This window comes from Leptospira andrefontaineae (assembly GCF_004770105.1).
In the GTDB taxonomy this organism is placed as follows: domain Bacteria; phylum Spirochaetota; class Leptospiria; order Leptospirales; family Leptospiraceae; genus Leptospira_B; species Leptospira_B andrefontaineae.
This window is the reverse complement of record NZ_RQEY01000005.1, coordinates 537,252-554,456: the sequence shown is the minus strand read 5'-3', so window position 1 is coordinate 554,456 and position 17,205 is coordinate 537,252. Positions and strand designations below refer to the sequence as shown.

The 17,205-nt window shown below is 39.9% G+C and carries 15 protein-coding genes; 5 read left to right on the top strand and 10 right to left on the bottom strand.

Annotation, left to right across the window (positions count from 1 at the left end; all coding sequences use genetic code 11):
- Positions 1 to 36 precede the first annotated feature (36 nt).
- Positions 37 to 456 (top strand): hypothetical protein, encoded by a 420-nt coding sequence (locus EHO65_RS04280; RefSeq protein ID WP_135772912.1) that lies wholly within the window; start codon positions 37 to 39, stop codon positions 454 to 456.
- Here the strand turns inward: EHO65_RS04280 and EHO65_RS04275 are convergent.
- The 8 genes from EHO65_RS04275 to recN all read right to left on the bottom strand — a co-directional run bounded on the left by EHO65_RS04275 (position 433) and on the right by recN (position 11,068).
- Positions 433 to 1,569 (bottom strand): glycosyltransferase family 4 protein, encoded by a 1,137-nt coding sequence (locus EHO65_RS04275; RefSeq protein WP_135772911.1) that lies wholly within the window; start codon positions 1,567 to 1,569, stop codon positions 433 to 435. The genes EHO65_RS04280 and EHO65_RS04275 overlap by 24 nt on opposite strands.
- A 28-nt stretch (positions 1,570 to 1,597) precedes the next feature.
- Positions 1,598 to 2,449 carry a 3'(2'),5'-bisphosphate nucleotidase CysQ gene (locus EHO65_RS04270; protein ID WP_135772910.1) on the bottom strand — a complete coding sequence of 284 codons (852 nt, stop codon included), beginning with the start codon at positions 2,447 to 2,449 and terminating at the stop codon, positions 1,598 to 1,600.
- 9 nt (positions 2,450 to 2,458) lie between these two features.
- Positions 2,459 to 2,899: an LIC11625 family surface-exposed protein gene (locus EHO65_RS04265; protein WP_135772909.1), complete on the bottom strand. Its 441-nt coding sequence runs from the start codon at positions 2,897 to 2,899 to the stop codon at positions 2,459 to 2,461.
- A 60-nt stretch (positions 2,900 to 2,959) separates the two neighbouring features.
- Entirely contained in the window at positions 2,960 to 5,161 is a 2,202-nt protein-coding gene (locus EHO65_RS04260; protein WP_135772908.1) for an ATP-dependent helicase, read from the bottom strand.
- 12 nt (positions 5,162 to 5,173) lie between these two features.
- Positions 5,174 to 8,071, bottom strand: a complete 2,898-nt coding sequence (locus EHO65_RS04255) for a BamA/OMP85 family outer membrane protein (RefSeq protein ID WP_135772907.1) — start codon at positions 8,069 to 8,071, stop codon at positions 5,174 to 5,176.
- 81 nt (positions 8,072 to 8,152) lie between these two features.
- Positions 8,153 to 8,620, bottom strand: coding sequence for an ExbD/TolR family protein (locus EHO65_RS04250; RefSeq protein ID WP_100707243.1), 468 nt, complete (start codon positions 8,618 to 8,620; stop codon positions 8,153 to 8,155).
- Between the two features lies 1 nt (position 8,621).
- Positions 8,622 to 9,227: a MotA/TolQ/ExbB proton channel family protein gene (locus EHO65_RS04245; RefSeq protein WP_086446892.1), complete on the bottom strand. Its 606-nt coding sequence runs from the start codon at positions 9,225 to 9,227 to the stop codon at positions 8,622 to 8,624.
- 134 nt (positions 9,228 to 9,361) lie between these two features.
- A complete protein-coding gene (gene recN, locus EHO65_RS04240; protein WP_135772906.1) occupies positions 9,362 to 11,068 on the bottom strand; it encodes a DNA repair protein RecN in 1,707 nt (568 codons plus the stop codon).
- 355 nt (positions 11,069 to 11,423) lie between these two features.
- On the opposite strand from recN, the gene EHO65_RS04235 reads away from it, so the two are divergent.
- From EHO65_RS04235 to EHO65_RS04220, 4 genes are all read left to right on the top strand, one after another.
- Entirely contained in the window at positions 11,424 to 11,909 is a 486-nt protein-coding gene (locus EHO65_RS04235; RefSeq protein ID WP_135772905.1) for a hypothetical protein, read from the top strand.
- A gap of 295 nt (positions 11,910 to 12,204) precedes the next feature.
- Positions 12,205 to 12,909 (top strand): histidine kinase, encoded by a 705-nt coding sequence (locus EHO65_RS04230; protein WP_135772904.1) that lies wholly within the window; start codon positions 12,205 to 12,207, stop codon positions 12,907 to 12,909.
- Positions 12,893 to 13,663 (top strand): SDR family NAD(P)-dependent oxidoreductase, encoded by a 771-nt coding sequence (locus tag EHO65_RS04225; RefSeq protein WP_135772903.1) that lies wholly within the window; start codon positions 12,893 to 12,895, stop codon positions 13,661 to 13,663. Before EHO65_RS04230 ends, EHO65_RS04225 begins: the two co-directional genes overlap by 17 nt.
- A gap of 453 nt (positions 13,664 to 14,116) precedes the next feature.
- Positions 14,117 to 14,419 (top strand): ArsR/SmtB family transcription factor, encoded by a 303-nt coding sequence (locus tag EHO65_RS04220; RefSeq protein WP_008592190.1) that lies wholly within the window; start codon positions 14,117 to 14,119, stop codon positions 14,417 to 14,419.
- Between the two features lie 36 nt (positions 14,420 to 14,455).
- Here the strand turns inward: EHO65_RS04220 and rfaD are convergent, their stop codons facing one another.
- Together rfaD and EHO65_RS04210 are read right to left on the bottom strand one after the other, a co-directional pair.
- On the bottom strand, positions 14,456 to 15,421 hold the full coding sequence (gene rfaD, locus EHO65_RS04215; RefSeq protein ID WP_208743966.1) for an ADP-glyceromanno-heptose 6-epimerase: 966 nt from the start codon (positions 15,419 to 15,421) through the stop codon (positions 14,456 to 14,458).
- A 12-nt stretch (positions 15,422 to 15,433) separates the two neighbouring features.
- Entirely contained in the window at positions 15,434 to 17,191 is a 1,758-nt protein-coding gene (locus EHO65_RS04210) for a UbiD family decarboxylase (protein ID WP_135772901.1), read from the bottom strand.
- Positions 17,192 to 17,205 lie beyond the last annotated feature (14 nt).

Below are 17,205 nucleotides of genomic sequence, written 5' to 3'. Positions count from 1 at the left end.
GAGTGTAGATCAAAAACTTGTACAAGGTTTTCAGCCTTGGAAGAAACCAGGATCTATAATTACTATTTCCATTTTTCGGAATTCCAATCGTATTTGGAAGGAAGAAGGTTCCAAGGAGAAGGTATCCATTTCGATTCCGGAGCCCCGGAAGGATCTTCCAAACCCCCAATTCTTGCTGCATATTTGGATCCTAAAAAAGGATTTATCCTACAATTAAGATCCGGCAAAAATTTAGAAAGGATATGCATCGACTGGACGGATAATTCTTGGACGAGAAAAGAAGATCTATTCGTCTGGAATGTGAGTCCAACTGAACAAATTTATTTCCAAGCCTTGGACAGAAATCGGATCCATACTCATTGGAAATCTTCGACAGATATTATTTTTTCAGGAACAATAGAAGAAGGTAAAAAGTCCTTCTTACAAAAGATCTTAGGCAGTTTTAGAAGAAACTAGATCTCTAAAAATTTTTTTAACAAGCGCAGCCGATTTTTTTCTTTCGAATCTTTTCAAGTCAGCTTTTGGAAATTTATATTTCTTCTTTTGAAAATCCAAAATTGCATTTTTCCATTCTTCTACTGATTCCGGAGAAATGTATACACAGGATTTTTTTCCAATTTCTCTAAATACGTTAAGATCGGAAACGATACAAGGTAAAGAATAAGCAAGTGCCTCTAAAAGAGGGATTCCAAATCCTTCATAAATGGAAGGAAAAACAAAAAGACTCGCTTGAGAATATAGATATTTCAGCTCATCTTCATTTACAAAATCAAACCAGATTAATTCTCCGGACTCGGAAGATTTTTTGAATTTTTCTAAAAACTCGGGAGATTCCCAACCCTCTTTCCCGGCATGGACCCAAACTAGATCGGATTTCTCTTTTCTAGCTTCTTGGTATGCTTTCAGAAGTGTTCCGAAATTTTTACGAGGTTCTAAAGTAGAAACAGTCAGAAAGAATTTTTTAGGTAACTTTGAGATACGTTTTGTAGGAGGAGTTTTTATCTTTTCGATTTCTTTAGGATCGTAACCGGGATAGATTATATCTATCTTATCCTTCGGAAAGGAAGAGTATTTTATGATCTCGGAAGAAGTGAATTCGGAGTTTGCCAGAATAAAATCAGCTCTTTGGATACTTCTTCTTAGATAAAAAAGCTGTTGGAATCTTGCAATAGGCCTCATTGTTTCCGGAAAACGATAAGCCACAAAATCGTGATAAGTCAAAACCCCCGGAATACTATTGGATAAGAATAAAGGAAATACTTGTTGAGTTCCCCAAAACAGGTCGATCTCATATTTTCTCAATTGGAAAGGGAGATAGAATGCAAAGTAAATCCCTCCCTTTTTAGAGAATAGTCCCTGCCCGATTACTGGTTTTATATTCGGATTTTTGAATAGATCAGCATAACCTTCATGGATTGGCCTGTGGGAAAAAAGATAAAATTCAAAATCGGGATCTTTTTCAAAACCTTTGAGAACAGATTCGATCAATCTGCCTACTCCCGAAACTGGAGTGGATAGAGGCCTTGCATCTAGTGCTATCTTATATTTTTTTCTATTTGAATTGGACAAAAGTAGAAAAACCTTTTCTAAGATTGATTTACCAACGATCTCTGACTGAACCTTGGAGGGAAGTTTTAAACTTTTCCCAGAATTGGGTCACTAGTCCTGATTCTCCGGCAAGTAAACCTATTCCTAATTTAGAAGTTAAGAATGGATAATCCTTACCGGAACGAATTTCCAGATCTTTACCTAAAGAAGCTCTAAGTATCGCGATCCCTCCCGCTACGTCCCAATCGTTTTTGGGCCGGAGAGAAAGTGTTAATGGATATTTTCCAACTGCAACAAGAGCGAGTTTATAAGCGATAGAACCTTTCGGCTCTAATACAAAATCATTTCCGTAATCAAATTTTTTAAAAAGCCCGGCCTTCGATTCAGATACGGAAACTAAAATTTTAGGAAGTTCGGAAGATTCTAATTTTGGAAGATAGAATGTATTCTCCCAATCGATCTGATTTTCGATATAGGGAGACTTTAAGATTGTATAATATGCACCCTTCCCTTCCGCTCCCCAAAAAAACTCTCCCGTTGCAGGATTCATTACGATCCCAAAAACAGGTCTACCTTCTTCCAAAAGTCCGAGGCTAATTGCAAATTCTGGATTTCTAGCTACAAATTCCCTGGTTCCGTCGATTGGATCTAAGATCCAAACTCTTTCACCCTGTAGTGAGGAATGGGAAAAATCCGAATCTTCTTCAGAATAAACTTTGTCTTTTAGGATTTTGCGGATGCCGCCTGCGATGATCTCATTTGCTTGCAGGTCAGCTTCGGTGAGAGGGTCACCCTTGGATTTTTCCATCACATGAAAATTTGTTCCATAGATGGAAAAGATCCGGTCTGCGGCCTCCAGAACAAGTTTAGAAACTAATTCCGCTTCTTCTGGAAATCGCATGAATAGAGATTATTTTCCTGCCGGTGGTTGAGCTGGTTGTTTATCTTCCTTATGAGGTTCTTCGTCCAAATTGTCCGGACGAACATAAAATACCTCATTGATAGGAGTTTGAAGATAAATTTCAGGATCCATTAGATAACTATAAAATACGATATAAGTTTTGTATTTTACATATACTCCAAAAGTTCCCTTTTGAGGTTCATAAGAAATAGAATCCGCTTTTAGATCCTTGGTATATTCCTTATAATCAAGGTATTTACGATGAAGGCTGTATTTTAAAGCGGAGAGAAGATTTTTTTCCAGTAATGCTTTTTTAGCAGCATCTGAAACTTTTCGATTCTTATTAAATTCTTCTACTTTATTAAATTCTTCTACTAAACCGCTGACTTTTCCAGCAAACAATGGGGTCCCCAGGCAGATAGCCAAGGTTAGTATTACGATCCGTTTCATTGTTTCTCCTATGTTCCTGTGAATAATATCGGTATTTTTAGGGGCGAACTTTCCCCCTTGTTATAATTTCTCTAAGGGGGTATAGGCAAGGAAAAAGTTCTTCTCCAGGCCCCCAAACTTTATTTTTACCTTCCTGTTTTTGCCGCTCCCTTGGACGGAAATCACCTGCCCAAGGCCGAATTGGGCATGTTTGACCCTATCTCCTTCTCGAATATCCGCCTCTTCTCCCAATGGTTTAGAAGAATCCTCCCTTTCCTTTGGAGTTTCCGGGATTTTATATGCTCCAGAAGAAGCAGTAGGAGGCCCTACCGGTCGGCGGACTCCCTTTTGTGCAAGAATTCCTTCTTCCCCAAAACATTCAGACGGAATTTCAGGAAGGAAATGAGATGGGATCCGGTCTTCTACTTTTCCGAATTTTCGAGAAGTCCTGGAATAACTTAGGTATAATTTCACTCTGGCCCGGGTCAATGCCACGTAAAAAAGTCTTCTTTCTTCTTCCTCACCGTTCGGCTCTTCCAAGCTCATAGAATGGGGGAAGGTCCCTTCTTCCAAACCTGTCAGAAAAACTGTGGGGAACTCTAATCCTTTTGCATTGTGGACTGTCATAAGATGAACATAGTCAGTGAGTTGGGCAGAGTCCTCTTCCGAGGTTAGAAGGCTGATCTGGTTCAGATATTCTTCCAAGTTCGGAGAATCTTCTCGAGACTCGTATTCTTCGATCGAGTTTACAAACTCTCTGACGTTCTCTACTTTAGAGACTGCTTCTTCGTCATGAGCATCTCTTTCCATATAATCTATCCAGCCGGATCTTCCAACAATCTCCAAGGCAATCTTAGAAGGTAGTTCCCCTTTTTCTTTCCGATCGATCAGATCCTCGAATAGATGATAGAGTTCTTTAGCTTTTCCTAAACTTGCTTTTTTTAAGGGAAGATCAGGATGCCCAATCGCTTCTAAAAATGAGATCCCTTGGTCTAAGGAGAATTTGCGGATCTTTTCTATACTCGCCTCACCAATCCCACGAGGAGGTGTATTCACAATTCTTAATAATGAATTGGAATCCATTGGATTTGCGACCACGTTCAGATAAGCGATCATGTCTTTGATCTCAGCTCTATCAAAGAACCTGAAACCGCCGAAAATTTTGTATGGTATACCGGAAGATCTAAGTCCTTCTTCAAAATATCTGGACTGAGCATTTGTTCTGTAGAAGATCGCAAAATCCTTGTAGTCCGCCCCTCTCGCAGATCCCGCTCTGATTTTTTTAACTATATCGTAAGCTTCTTCCGTTTCGTTCTCGAATTGGGAGACGGAGATAGGTTCTCCTAATTCATTATTCGTGAATAATTCTTTCTCTTTTCTTCCACTATTATTTGCGATCACCTTGGAAGCAGCACGGATAATCCTGGAAGTAGAACGATAGTTTTCCTCAAGTTTTACTACATACGCATTCGGAAAATCACTTTCGAAATTTAGAATATTCGAAATATCCGCTCCTCTCCAGGAATAGATTGACTGATCGTCGTCACCTACGACACAGAGATTTCCTCTATCTCCGGATAGTAAACGTACCAATGTATATTGTGCCTTGTTCGTATCTTGATACTCATCTACCATGATATAATTCCATCTATCTTGATAGGATTTCAGCACCCCTGGATTCTCTCTGAATAATTCCACGGTCTTTTGGATCAGGTCCCCGAAATCTAAGGCTTGGTTTTTTTTCTTACGTTTTTCATACTCTTCGTAAATGTTTGAGATCATCTGAGATCTATGGGAAAAATTCTCTTTACGGATATAAAAATCAGAATTGGAAAGCCCATCTTTCCAAGAAGAAAAGATCCCGGTCAAAGAGGAAGGTTTATATTGTTTAGGGTCCTCATGTAAATCCTTGATCACTTGTTTGATTAAGGATTCCTGTAGAACAGAATCATACACTGTAAATCCAGAAGGCATTCCAAGATAAGAAGTTTCCCTTCTCAAAATATACAAACAGAGTGAGTGAAATGTTTTAATCTGCACATTCCAAGGAATGGAAGGCACAAGTTTTCCGACCCTTTCCAACATTTCTGCGGCAGCTTTATTGGTAAAAGTGAGTGCGCAAATCGAATCTGTTCTTTTGTTCAGAATCAGGTTCGCGATCCTATGAGTGATTACTCTAGTTTTTCCGGAACCGGCTCCTGCTAGAATTAAAACAGGGCCCTCCAATCTTTCGACGGCGGCTTTCTGCGGGTCATTCAAGCCTTGTACTAGATCAACTGACAAAGCAAAAACTCCTTAGAATCGGTAATCACCGATACCGAATACGAACTGGAATGCGTTGTCTGACTCGTATTTTTCGAATGGTGCCCAGAAATTTCCGGTAGGTTTTAACTTTTGAGCAAAGTAAATACGCAGAGGAAGAACTGGGATCTGGACTCTAAGACCCACACCCCAAGAATATCTCATTCTATCCATAGCAACGTTATCCGCTGATAAGATCAATCTTCCTGGGTTATTCAATTCGTCATAAGTAACGTCAGCCTTACGTCCATTCTGCAAATTGAAATTATTTTGTATGTACCAACCGATTGGGTTTGCCGCAATCTGATCCGCTTTATTCTTATCGTACGATTCGAAATAATCTTTTTTCGTCCCTACTGCGCGGTTCGTTTGTTCGTAAAGCGCTCCTCCGTCCAAGAAAACTACAAGCCAGAGTAAGCTTGGTTCTATAGGAATACGTATCTCCGTATCGAATAGAAGTCGATGTTGAGCACCGTCTCTCCATTCTACGGGGTATTTTTGATCGTTATAATACCAACCTCTTAAGGATTCATAACCACCTATGATGAGTAAATCCTGAGGACGGATATAAGGGTCTTGGACAGGGTCCTGGCTATGAGATCCACCTGCAGGAGACCTTTGGAAAATAAAAGTATCAGAGGTCCTGAACTCTTGGACAACTCTCCATCTACGGAGGGCGTTGTTACGGATCAACCCTCCGAATGTAAAGTCAAACCAAGTATGATAATATTCTGCCAAGACCCTATATTGGTCGAAGTGAGAAGCTCCTCCCAAATACTGCCCTACGTTATCTACCTGGAATAGAAGATCATAACCGCGAGTAGGAGCAAATACGTTATCTCGGATATCGTAAGCAAGACCGTTTGTGATCTGAGAACGGAACTGCCATCCCCTTCTCACGTTAGCCAAAACCGCATCTGACACAAGCGCAGTCGGATTGGAATAAGAATAAAACGCGGGAGTATACCTATGGAAATGGGTCCAGTTGGTCCCAAGCCTGTGAGCCACACCCATAGTGACTCCCAAACCGTTGTTATCATAGGTAGCATTTTCTACGGTTGGCGCAGTTGTACTATCCGAAATAGAAATTGTGGAAGTAGAACCTAAGAATATGGTTCGAGAGAAGTAGAACATGGAAAGGGAGAGAGACCAAGGAGTATCATACATCCAAGGTTCCGTCCAAGAGATCTGGAAGGATCTACGATAAGGTCCGAATTCCAAACGTCCCGAAACTTTTTGCCCTGTTCCGTTTAAGTTGTTTTCACCAATCTCTGTGAAGATGGTAAATCCAGTAATGGTTCCATAACCACCACCCATGGAAACTGTTCCAGTAGGTTGCTCTAATACTTCGATGACCAGATTCATCTTTGTATCATCCGAACCTGGTCTCATGTTAAAGTTTACTTCTTTAAAGTAACCTAAGTTGAAGATCCTTTCCCTGGAGCGGTTCACTAAACTAGAATCGAATAAGTCCCCAGGTTTAAAAAGTAACTCTCTACGAATCACTTTGTCCTGGGTTTTTTTATTCCCTTTAATGATTACGTTTTCGATCTGAGCCAAGTTATTCTCGCGGATAGTAAAATCCACGTGAACGAACTTGCGCCCTCTTAATTCAGGACTATCTCTATAAATTTCTCTTAATTTACGGATGTTTAATTGTTTGTATTCTTCTTCGCAGGTCTTTTTTTCCAGTTCTGTTCTTCTGGTGGCACAATTTTCGTAATATTCTAAACTTTCAGAATCCAAGGAAACGATCTTTCTTCTTGGGATCACCTGAGCGAAAATATGACCTTTCGATCCGTAGAGTTCATTTACCGTGGCTCTGTCTCTAGAGAATACGGTCTCATCGAAAACTTCTCCCGCATCTTTAGAACTATAATCTAAGGACTTTTCGATCTCCGGGATCGTGAACAAAGGTTTTAATTTATCCTTAGGGGTTTCAGGCGGGTTAGTTTCTTTGTTTAAGAAGATAGGTCTACCATCACCATCGGTAGTCATATCATGAGAAACAGTATACCCGTTAAAATAATACACCTGTCCTTCATACAGTTTGATATTGACTATAATTACCCTTCTGTTTTTCTTTTCGGGGTTTTCCCAATGGATCTCCCAGTTGGTTCCTTCCCGGATCAACTCTGAGTCCAAGTATCCCTTACTTCTCAAATAAGCTTGGATAACTTCCTTATCTTTTTCGAAGGAACTTTCTTTAAAGTTACCACCTTCGAATAGACCTTCTTCCTTTAACTCCATGAGACCTATAATCTCAGAAGTCTCAATTGTCTCGTTACCATAGATATTGATTTTTGCGACAGGGATCTCTTCTCCCTCGTCGATGATGAAACGGACTTTTACTAAATTTGTCTTTGGATCCGGTTTTCCAAGCTCAACCTTTACATAAGCAAGGAAGAAGCCTTCATCTTTATATTTTTGTAATATAACATCTCTGGATTTAGTGACCTTTTGTGGTGTGATCACCTCGTTTTCTTTGAGAGGCATTTTATCTCGAAGGTCGGCCGGAAAAACTTCGTCAGCTCCGATAAATTCCACGTCTTTAACCCGTGGCCTTTCTCTGAGTTCAAAAATAACCCTGACACCACCTTCCATTTCTTCCGCTTTGATATCTATAAAGTAGAAGAAGCCGGAAGCGAATAACGCTTTTAGATCCCTGTCTATGATCCCTTTGGTGAGGAGTTTACCGGTCCTCAATTCCAAAAGACCACTAATGTCCGAGTCGGATGTGTTCTTGTTTCCGTTAAATTTTATTTCTCTTACGATCTTTCCGAAATAATCGCTTTTTTTGGAGAAAAGTTGAGAGATCTCGCCGGAGTAAAAAAAGAACCCGCTTACAAAAATAACGGCAAAGGATTTATATATAGATACTTTTCGTTTCAAGAGTCTTTGAAATCGCCTTAAGGCTTTATTTAAAATCGAGAAGAATATCTTCTCGAAATAAGTCTGATCCACCTAAGCGGATCACTGACCTCCCGGTTGACGAACCATAGCAAGATTGAATCTTGTTACTCCGGCTTCGTTCACTTTATCGATGACCTTGACGATGGTTTGATAATTTGCTCCACCATCCCCTCTGATAATCACCCGATTTTTACTCTGTTCTTTTTTGTCTTTGTCGTCGCCTTGGTTTTGGCCATTGAACAATTTTATCTTTTCAGTCAGTTTTTCCAAAGGAACAGGCTCAGTGTCTTTATCTAGGAAAATTTTTCCGTCCTTATTGACAGTGATTACCAATTCATCCTTTTTCTTTTCCTGAGCAGTGCTGGAAGATCTAGGGAGTTCTATTTTTACGACAGTGGATTTTTCCAAAGTTGCGTTCATCAAAAAATAAATTACGATGAAGCAGATAACGTCGATCATAGGCGCAAGCTCGATCTGGCCTGCCCTAAAACTTCCGCTTTCTCCCCGACTCCACTTTTTGAATTTCATCTTATTTTAAAAACCTAAGAGCCTGCTCGGAAAGACTTTCCATCTCGGAAATCGCGTCTTCCTTTTTCTTTTGGAAGAAGTTATGGAAAATATAAGCTGGGATCGCAACTGCAAGCCCCATAGCTGTAGTGATCAATGCCTCACTGATCCCCACTTCCGCTCCTCTTGTTCCTGAACCTTCTGCGAAGGAACGGATAATCCCAAGAACAGTCCCTAATACTCCTAAAAGTGGAGAGATAGTTGCAATTGTAGCTAACGGAGAAAGGAATTTCTCCATTCTTTGGATCTGGTTTAGTCCTTGGGTAAGAATCTCATCATCTACAGAAGATGCATTTTTCTTAAATTGGGTGATACCAGCTTGTAAAACCTGAGAAACAGGACCCTGGCTCAAACTTCTCATTAGATCGGAAGCAGAGTCGTAGTTTTTATCCCTGAGTAGATCCTTTACCCTTCTCCAATCGTCCGGAGTAATGGACTTCCAACGAGAGAAAAAGATCAGCCTTTCTATGATAATTGTAAATCCTACTATAGAGACTAGAAGGATCAGAATAGGTACGGTTTCCGGTGGAATAATGGAAACCAAAGAATCTGTTTTGGCAAGAATCATATCGGCTTGAGGTTCTCCAAGGAGTAGGGTTTCCAACTCGGCTGTCCCTGCCAAACGATTTTTAAAGGAAGTATTCCTTTTTGCCGGAGCGAAATATTCTGCCCCGGCAAAAAAATAGGAACCAAAAAGGTGAATTAAACCGCCTTCTTTTTGAGCAATTCCTTTGCGTGATGGAGAGCGCCTTTGGAGATATTTTGACCCGCAATCATTCTTGCAAGTTCCATTGTCCTCTCCTCCATTCCTAGAAATTCAGTTTCGGAAACAGTCCTTCCCTCTTTCAGTCGTTTACTCACAAGAAGATGATGATCAGCTGCAGCAGCGATCTGCTGTAAATGTGTGACCAAGATGATCTGATGAGTTTTGGAAAGTGTTCTGAGTTTTTTTGCTACATCCGAAGCAATCTCTCCACCCAGACCAGAGTCAATCTCATCAAAAACTAAAACTTTTCCGTCAAAATTGGAACCAAGCACACTTTTGATGGCCAACATCACTCTGGAAATTTCACCTCCAGAAGCAATTTTGCGAAGAGGTCTTGGTTTCTCCCCAGGGTTTGGACTGAAATAGAATTCAGCCTGATCCAATCCGAATTCGTTTACTAAATAGGATTTTCCTTGGGCTTCCACCTCTCCTTCAGGACTTGTTTCCCAACGAAGTACTACCTGCAACCCTGCGCCCTTCATTCCCAAAACTTCTAATTCTGATTTGAGTTTGGATTCGAACTTGTTTAATACTTCTCGTCTAGATTTGGAAAGTTGCAAACAAGCCTGGGTAAGTTTATCTGCCGCCTTCTTCTTTTCTTTCTCCAGAGAAGTTTTAGAATCTAAGTTCTGTTCTAAGGCTGAAAGTTCATCTTCCGCCTTCTTCTTTGTTTCCAAAATTTCTGAAATTGAATTTCCATACTTCTTCTTAAGTTTTTGGATCAGATCGAGTCTGGACTGCACATGAGATAATCTTTCCGGAGAGAAAAATACCTCTTCTTTTTGGTCCTGGGCCGTAGTATTGATCTCACGGATTGTAACATACGCTTCCTTGAGGGCAGAATCCATTTCGTTTAATGATTCGTTCAAAACTTTAATCTTATCGGAAGCGGCAAGCACCTTAGGAAAAATCCCTAATACAGAAGATTCACTTTCATGCAAATAACCTGTGATTATATCCAGATTTTCCGCGAGTTTTTCTCCGTGAACGAGTAGATTCTCTTCTTTACTCAGTTCTTCCTCTTCTCCCGATTTTAAATTGGCAGTATGGATCTCTTCTATTTGGTATTGAAGTATCTCTTTTTTGCGATTTCTATCAGCGTGAGATAATTCTAATTCCTCTAGCCTTTTTTTGAGGCTTTTATACGTTAAAAATCCTTCCTTCACTTCCCCTCGAAGTGTATGCAAACCTGCAAAACCATCCAAGATGTCTAGCTGCTGGGCCTTGTCCAAAAGTAAGATCTGATCGTTCTGATTATGCACTTCGGAGAGGATCTCACCCAACCCGCGAAGAACCTGAGCAGAAGAAAGTGAATGATTGATCTGGATTTTTGTTTTTCCATCCCGAGTGAATTCCTTTCTGATCACGATCGCCGAACCGTTGAGCGGAAATCCATGTTCCCGCATCCAAGTTATGGCTCCTGGATTTTGGGAAATATCAAACTCAGCTTCCAGACAATACTTATCCGAGCCTGTTCGGATATCCATTGTACTACTCTTGCCTCCAAGTAAGGAGGAAAGAGCATCTAGCAACAGTGATTTTCCGGAACCGGTCTCTCCAGTGATCGCAGTTAACCCTTTACTTAGATCGATTTGGGCGGATTCAATTAATGCAAAGTCTCGAATAGTAATTGTTTGAAGCATGGTTTTTCTCCTGGCAACAAAATACTAATCGCATATTTATATATTTATGTAAACTATTTTTTTGTATAGTATTTCAAAAAAAAGGGGATTTTATTGTGAAAATAAAAACTGGAAAACCTCACTTATCGAATCACTTGGTTGAAATAATTCGCTAAAATTTTCCGTTTGCCAGAGATTCCTTCTTGCGGTTCAAATTCGCTAAAGATAAACATTAAAATATCATAATTTTCTATCTCGAATAACATATACAAGACACATCTCTTGTGCTACCTCAAATGAGATAACCACACGACTAAAAAAAGAAAGACAAATATCTTGATACGATCTCACAATAGTTAGGCGCCATAGATTTAAAATGGATCGCAACACAATGATAGCAAAGAGATTTTTATTTTCACTTTTATTTATTATTTCCTGTAAAGAATTTGGCTTAGATTTGGATACGAATTTCGGATTTGATACAGCTGATGCGATAAGAGCGAATGATGCTTATCGCAAGATAATTTCTGCTGTCTCGAATAAATTCTTATATTGTAAGTCTATTGGGAATACCTATATTTCATCGGCTGCCCCTGCCCCCTCCATAACTTACTGCAATGATGATACCTTCCTCCAGAATGAAGGAAACTATGTTTGGACCCGCTCTGTAGATACTTGCTTAAACCTTATTTATTTTACCTCCTGCCCGGAAAGCGGAACCGATTTTGACGGATGGCAAAATTTAGTGATCGGTAGTTGCCATCTTGAAGAAGCATATTTTATTAATTCATATAAGCCATTTCAGGGCAAAATTTTGGTAATTCCTAGACGCTTATCTGGCTTTAGTCTCGTTTGTTTTTAGATAGTGTATTCTTCTATAAAATCTATTGAACCTAACTTATGCATTCCCCGCGAAGGATCGAGCCGTGGTCAAAAAATCGTGGAGGCGATTTTTTGACCGGAGGTGAGAGCCTGGCCTGAGCGAACCAATAGAGACTCAGTCTTAAGCATTTCGGAGTTTGGTTCGCTTAGGACGCGGCCAGACCATTACGTTTGTATCCTTTTTGAGATCTATGAGGCACCGATTTTTGATTGCATGAATCGTCCTAGGGGAAACACTGGGTATCGACTTTTCTTCCTCAGAGGACTAAACGAGCATGGCAAAAAGTTTCAAAGATTTAGACGCCCAGCTCTCTGATTACATCCTCAACCGCTCCCGCATCTCCGTTCAATCTTCCAGAATGAATTCCAAATTGGAAAAATACGTTTTACGTATTCTAACGGAAGTTCTGGAAAAATTAGGCCAAACAAGATACATAGAGATGTTGTATACGATCACCAAAGAAATGGCGATCAACGGAGTGAAGGCTAACCAAAAGAGGGTTTTCTTCGAAGATCTTGGTTTGGATATCCGAAATCATGAACATTACGACCAGGGTTTGGCCCAGTTCAAACAGAACTTCTCCGAAAAAATGGCCGATGAATACGGGAAACGCTGTCTTGCCAGAGGCGTTTTTGTCAAAATTTCGGTAACCTATGCCGCCGAAGGTTTGGTCGTCGAAGTAGTTAATAATACTCCTGTGATCGAGATCGAAGAATCTCGTATGAGGGAGAAGATGAGAAAGGCGATGGAGTACAATGATATCGCCGAGTTCTATATGGATAATATGGACAATACTGAGGGAGCCGGTCTCGGTATCGCTCTTATCATGATCCTTCTCAAGAGTGAGAATATTGATCCGAACCTTTTCAGGATCCAAACTAGCGCCGCAGAAACTGTCGCCAGGGTAGAAATCCCTTTCACCGACAATTACGTAACCATTAGAAGTAAGGAAATCAACCAAGTTGGAAATCACAAATAAGACTGCCGTAATCACCGGTTCCGCCGGAGGTTTAGGCAAAGAGATGGCCCTTCATTTTGCAAAATTGGGAGCCAATATCGTTCTATCGGATATCTCCGCTGACAAACTTGCAGAGGCTAAAAAGGAGATCGAAGCATTAGGTGCTAAGGTAATCGCAGTTCCGACAGATGTTTCTAAGGAAAAAGACGCTGTGGAACTCATGGAACAAGCAGTTTCAGCGTTCGGTTCCGTAGATATCGCAGTTTTGAATGCAGGGATCTTAAGAGATGGTCTTTTAATAAAGGCGGATAAACAAACCGGTAAAGTTGCCTCCAAGATGTCTTTGGCAGAATGGCAGGCTGTAATCGATGTAAACCTGACCGGAGTATTCTTAACAGGTAGAGAAGCAGCGGTTCAAATGGTAAATAACGGTACCAAAGGTGTGATCATCCCTATCGCTTCCGTTTCTATGCATGGTAACCCGGGCCAAACCAATTATTCCGCGGCAAAAGCGGGCGTAGCTGCTATGACCAAGTTATGGGCGAAGGAGCTCAGTCGTTACGGTATCAGAGTCGCAGGTATTGCACCTGGATTCATCGCTACAGAAATGGTAATGAAAGATATGAATCCGGAAGCTCTCAAAAAATGGGAAGCTCTTATCCCGATAGGCAGATTGGGGAGACCGGACGAAATTGCAAACACAGCGGTATTCATCGCTCAAAACGATCTGGTAGACGGAGTCGTTTTGGAAATTTCAGGAGGGGTCAAAATTTGACCCCTTTTTTTATTCTATCCTCTTTCCTGTCCATTAGTTTTCCTTAATTCTTCCACACTTTTGCCTTCAATAATTTCGTTTCGCCTATCTTGGTTAAGCTGAAAGTTTACCAACCCTTCAGAACGTTTTCTTGCATTAGAATTCTGGCAAATTCGAACTTTATAATAGTACATATTTAGTTTATTGTTAAATTAGAATATTTAGTTTTTAGGATCTTCTAAACGTAAGAGGGTTCTAATATTCGAAGGATTGAAAGTTATAATATTCAATTAATCTAAGCTTTGAGGTTATTATATCTACAATTGGTAATAAATTATTTTCCATTTTATTTACATAATTATATCATAATTTACATGATTTCTAATTTTACAAAAAATAGAGATACTTTTCGGAAATCCTTGTAAATTTCAAAGGTTATGTTAGAGTGGATTCAAATACAACAGAAGGCAGATTATGGCAGCCCAAAAGTTAGAAATTAAAAAAACTCATCTGGATTCTACCATCCGCGGACTTAAAGCAGTAGCTCATCCTGACAGATTAAAAATTCTTCTCCATCTTTCTAGAAAAGAACACAGCGTAGGAGAACTTGTAGACGCACTTGGTATCAGCCAATCAGCTGCTTCCCAACACTTAAGCAAAATGAAAGAAGCAGGATACTTAGGAAGCAAAAAAGTTTCTAATCAAGTATTCTACTCGATCAAAGACGCAAAATTCAAAGCATTCGCAAAATCTTTACTTCAGATCTTTTCTAAGTAATTAATAGCTGTGGGGGGTCTCAAGGGGCCCCTTTTATTATTCTTCTTTTTTTAATAGATCCACGTAATCCGCAATCGCAGTTTCCAAATCAGTAAATCCTTCCTTGTAACCGCTTGAGATCAGTTTTTGGGTCTCAGCCTTCGTATAATATTGGTATTTTGCCTTTAAACTTTCAGGCATTTCCATATATTCTATCTTTTCCGGTTTTCCCATCGCCTTAAATAATGCGGAAGCAAGCGAATTCCAGGTTTCTGCTTGCCCTCTTCCCACATTATATAAACCGAATTTACGATTTTCTAAAAGAAATAGGCTGATCTTAGCCGCATCTTTTACATAAAGGAAATCCCTTTTTTGTTCTCCGTCCTTATAGTCAGGGCGGTAGGATTTGAATAATTTCAATTTTCCCTCGGAGGAGATCTGTTCGTATCCTTTTAATACTACGGATCGCATATCTCCCTTATGAGCCTCTCCGAACCCGAATATATTGAAATATTTCACGCCGGTGATTTGATCTAAAAATCCTTTTCTTAAGGCGTATAGATCAAACATATGTTTGGAATATCCATACATATTCAGGGGTTTGAGTGGATGGATAGGTGCTTTATCATCATAACCGAATTCCCCTTCTCCATATGTGGCAGCGGAAGAAGCATATAAAAATTGGATCTTTCTACGAAGGGACTCTTCCGCTAAGATCTTCGTATATTCGTAATTATTTCGGATAAGATAAGAAGCATCCGTTTCTGTTGTGGAAGAACAAGCTCCCAAATGAAATATATGAGAATAATCTTTTAAAATATCTGTGGTTTGGACTTTTTCTAGGAATTCTTCTTTTTCTAAATAGTCGGAATATTCCAGACCTCTAAGGTTTTTCCATTTGTTTGTTTGTCCTAAATGGTCTACGACTAGGATATCTGAAATCCCTTGTTCGTTTAAAAGTCTGACTATATTACTTCCGATCAGCCCGGCACCGCCGGTAACGATTACTCGTTTCATTCCCATTCTTCCATTTGATTAAAGTGAATCCAAAAGTCTACCAAATCTATTCTCTACTTGTTTGGAGATTTTAGGATCTTCTTCCAGAACAGGAGGATACCAAGTTTTCAGCCTTGCATCCACAAGTATCGGACCTTGGAAAGAAATATGATTTCGAATCACTTTAGAATCCCCGTAAATATCCGCTGCAGGTTCAAATCGAGTGAATACGTTCCAGATAAAATCGTGATCTGATTTTGTTGCTTCTTCCGAATTATCCACTAAGAATACGAATAAAAATCCTTGGGTGATAGCTTCTTTGCGAAGTGCTTCCAATGATCCGTCTCCTTTTTTATATTTTGGTCCGGAAACAACTAAAACTCCAGGGCAATATACTTTCGGATTTTTGAATTTAGAATTTTTAATATTAGAAGTGATCTTAGGTTTTAACTTTTGGGTTTTAGGTCCAACTCCAAGTAGAACCGCCTTACTTCCCTCATTCACTTTTGGTCCAGTATAGTCCAAAGTATCTTGAGAAATATTGGAGAAAATATGTAAGTCAGTCTCCGGCTGGAATCTTTCAAGCGCTGCGAGGAAAGTAGTTTTAAAATCCATCAAAGGGACATCTTGGTCAGTCACGATCAGAAATTTAGTGAGGGATAATTGTCCTTCTCCCAAAATTCTAAGAGCGCCCATGAATGCTTCTTTTTTGTATCTTTCTTTTACGATTGCTGCAGCTAAAGAATGAACTCCGGATTCTTCGTAAGCCCAAATTCCTTTTACCTGAGGCATTACGATTGGGAACATTGGAGATAGTAGATGTTGTAAATATTCTGCGATCCAATGATCCTCTTGAGGAGGACGTCCAACTACTGTTGCGGGCCAGATAGCATCTTTACGAGCGTAAATTTTATCTACTTCGAATACTGGATAATCATGTTTTAAAGCATAATATCCATAATGATCTCCGAAAGGTCCTTCCGGCTTTCTGATCCTTGGAGGAATTTTTCCGATCAATGCAAAGTCGGCATCTGCAACGATCGGAAGAGAACTGATCTTTTTGTCTTTTAGCACTTTTAATCTTTCACCGAGTAAAAGTGAGGCGAGAAGGAATTCACTAATCTCTTCCGGTAAGGGTGCCACAGCGGAAATTGTAAGTGCAGGTGGACCTCCTACATAGATATGCGCAGGAAGTGAGTTACCTTCCGATTCTGCCTCCGAATAATGAAATCCACCACCTCTATGGATCTGTATATGCATCCCAGTGAGTTTAGGTTCATAGAATTGGATACGATACATTCCCAAATTTCCTTTTCCGGTTTTGGGACTTTCGGTATACACCAATGGTAATGTAATAAATCTTCCTGCATCTTTTGCCCAAGATTTTAGAGCAGGCAATTCTTCAATGCTCTGTAGTTCTGAATCCAGAATAGGAGCCTTGTTAACCTTTCTAAGACCGACTTTTAGTGCAGTCCAGGCCAGAGATCTTGCTTCCCATACTTTTTTAGGAGTGGGAGGCATTAGATGTTTCGCAGTATATGCGATTTTTTGAATGAACTTTACTGGATCTTCCCCAAATGCGATCTTGATCCTGTTTTCAGAGCCGTATAAATTCGTTGCTACAGGAAATTTGGATCCTTTAACATTCGAGAATAGAAGTGCAGGGCCTCTTTTAGCGACTACCCTTCTCTGGATCTCCGCGATCTCCAGGATAGGATCCACCTCTTCTTTGATCTCTAAAAGTTCTCCTTTTTTAGAAAGTTCTTTTACGAATTCGGAAGTCGATCGAATGCTCATAGTTTTCCTTTTTT

Bases quoted from the DNA above. Each gene is read 5' to 3' on its own strand.
- rfaD (WP_208743966.1), bottom strand. From the start codon at position 15,421: ATGGGAATGAAACGAGTAATCGTTACCGGCGGTGCCGGGCTGATCGGA.
- recN (WP_135772906.1), bottom strand. From the start codon at position 11,068: ATGCTTCAAACAATTACTATTCGAGACTTTGCATTAATTGAATCCGCC.
- EHO65_RS04265 (WP_135772909.1), bottom strand. From the start codon at position 2,899: ATGAAACGGATCGTAATACTAACCTTGGCTATCTGCCTGGGGACCCCA.
- EHO65_RS04245 (WP_086446892.1), bottom strand. From the start codon at position 9,227: ATGATTCTTGCCAAAACAGATTCTTTGGTTTCCATTATTCCACCGGAA.
- EHO65_RS04230 (WP_135772904.1), top strand. From the start codon at position 12,205: ATGGCAAAAAGTTTCAAAGATTTAGACGCCCAGCTCTCTGATTACATC.
- EHO65_RS04220 (WP_008592190.1), top strand. From the start codon at position 14,117: ATGGCAGCCCAAAAGTTAGAAATTAAAAAAACTCATCTGGATTCTACC.
- EHO65_RS04270 (WP_135772910.1), bottom strand. From the start codon at position 2,449: ATGCGATTTCCAGAAGAAGCGGAATTAGTTTCTAAACTTGTTCTGGAG.
- EHO65_RS04250 (WP_100707243.1), bottom strand. From the start codon at position 8,620: ATGAAATTCAAAAAGTGGAGTCGGGGAGAAAGCGGAAGTTTTAGGGCA.
- EHO65_RS04210 (WP_135772901.1), bottom strand. From the start codon at position 17,191: ATGAGCATTCGATCGACTTCCGAATTCGTAAAAGAACTTTCTAAAAAA.
- EHO65_RS04235 (WP_135772905.1), top strand. From the start codon at position 11,424: ATGGATCGCAACACAATGATAGCAAAGAGATTTTTATTTTCACTTTTA.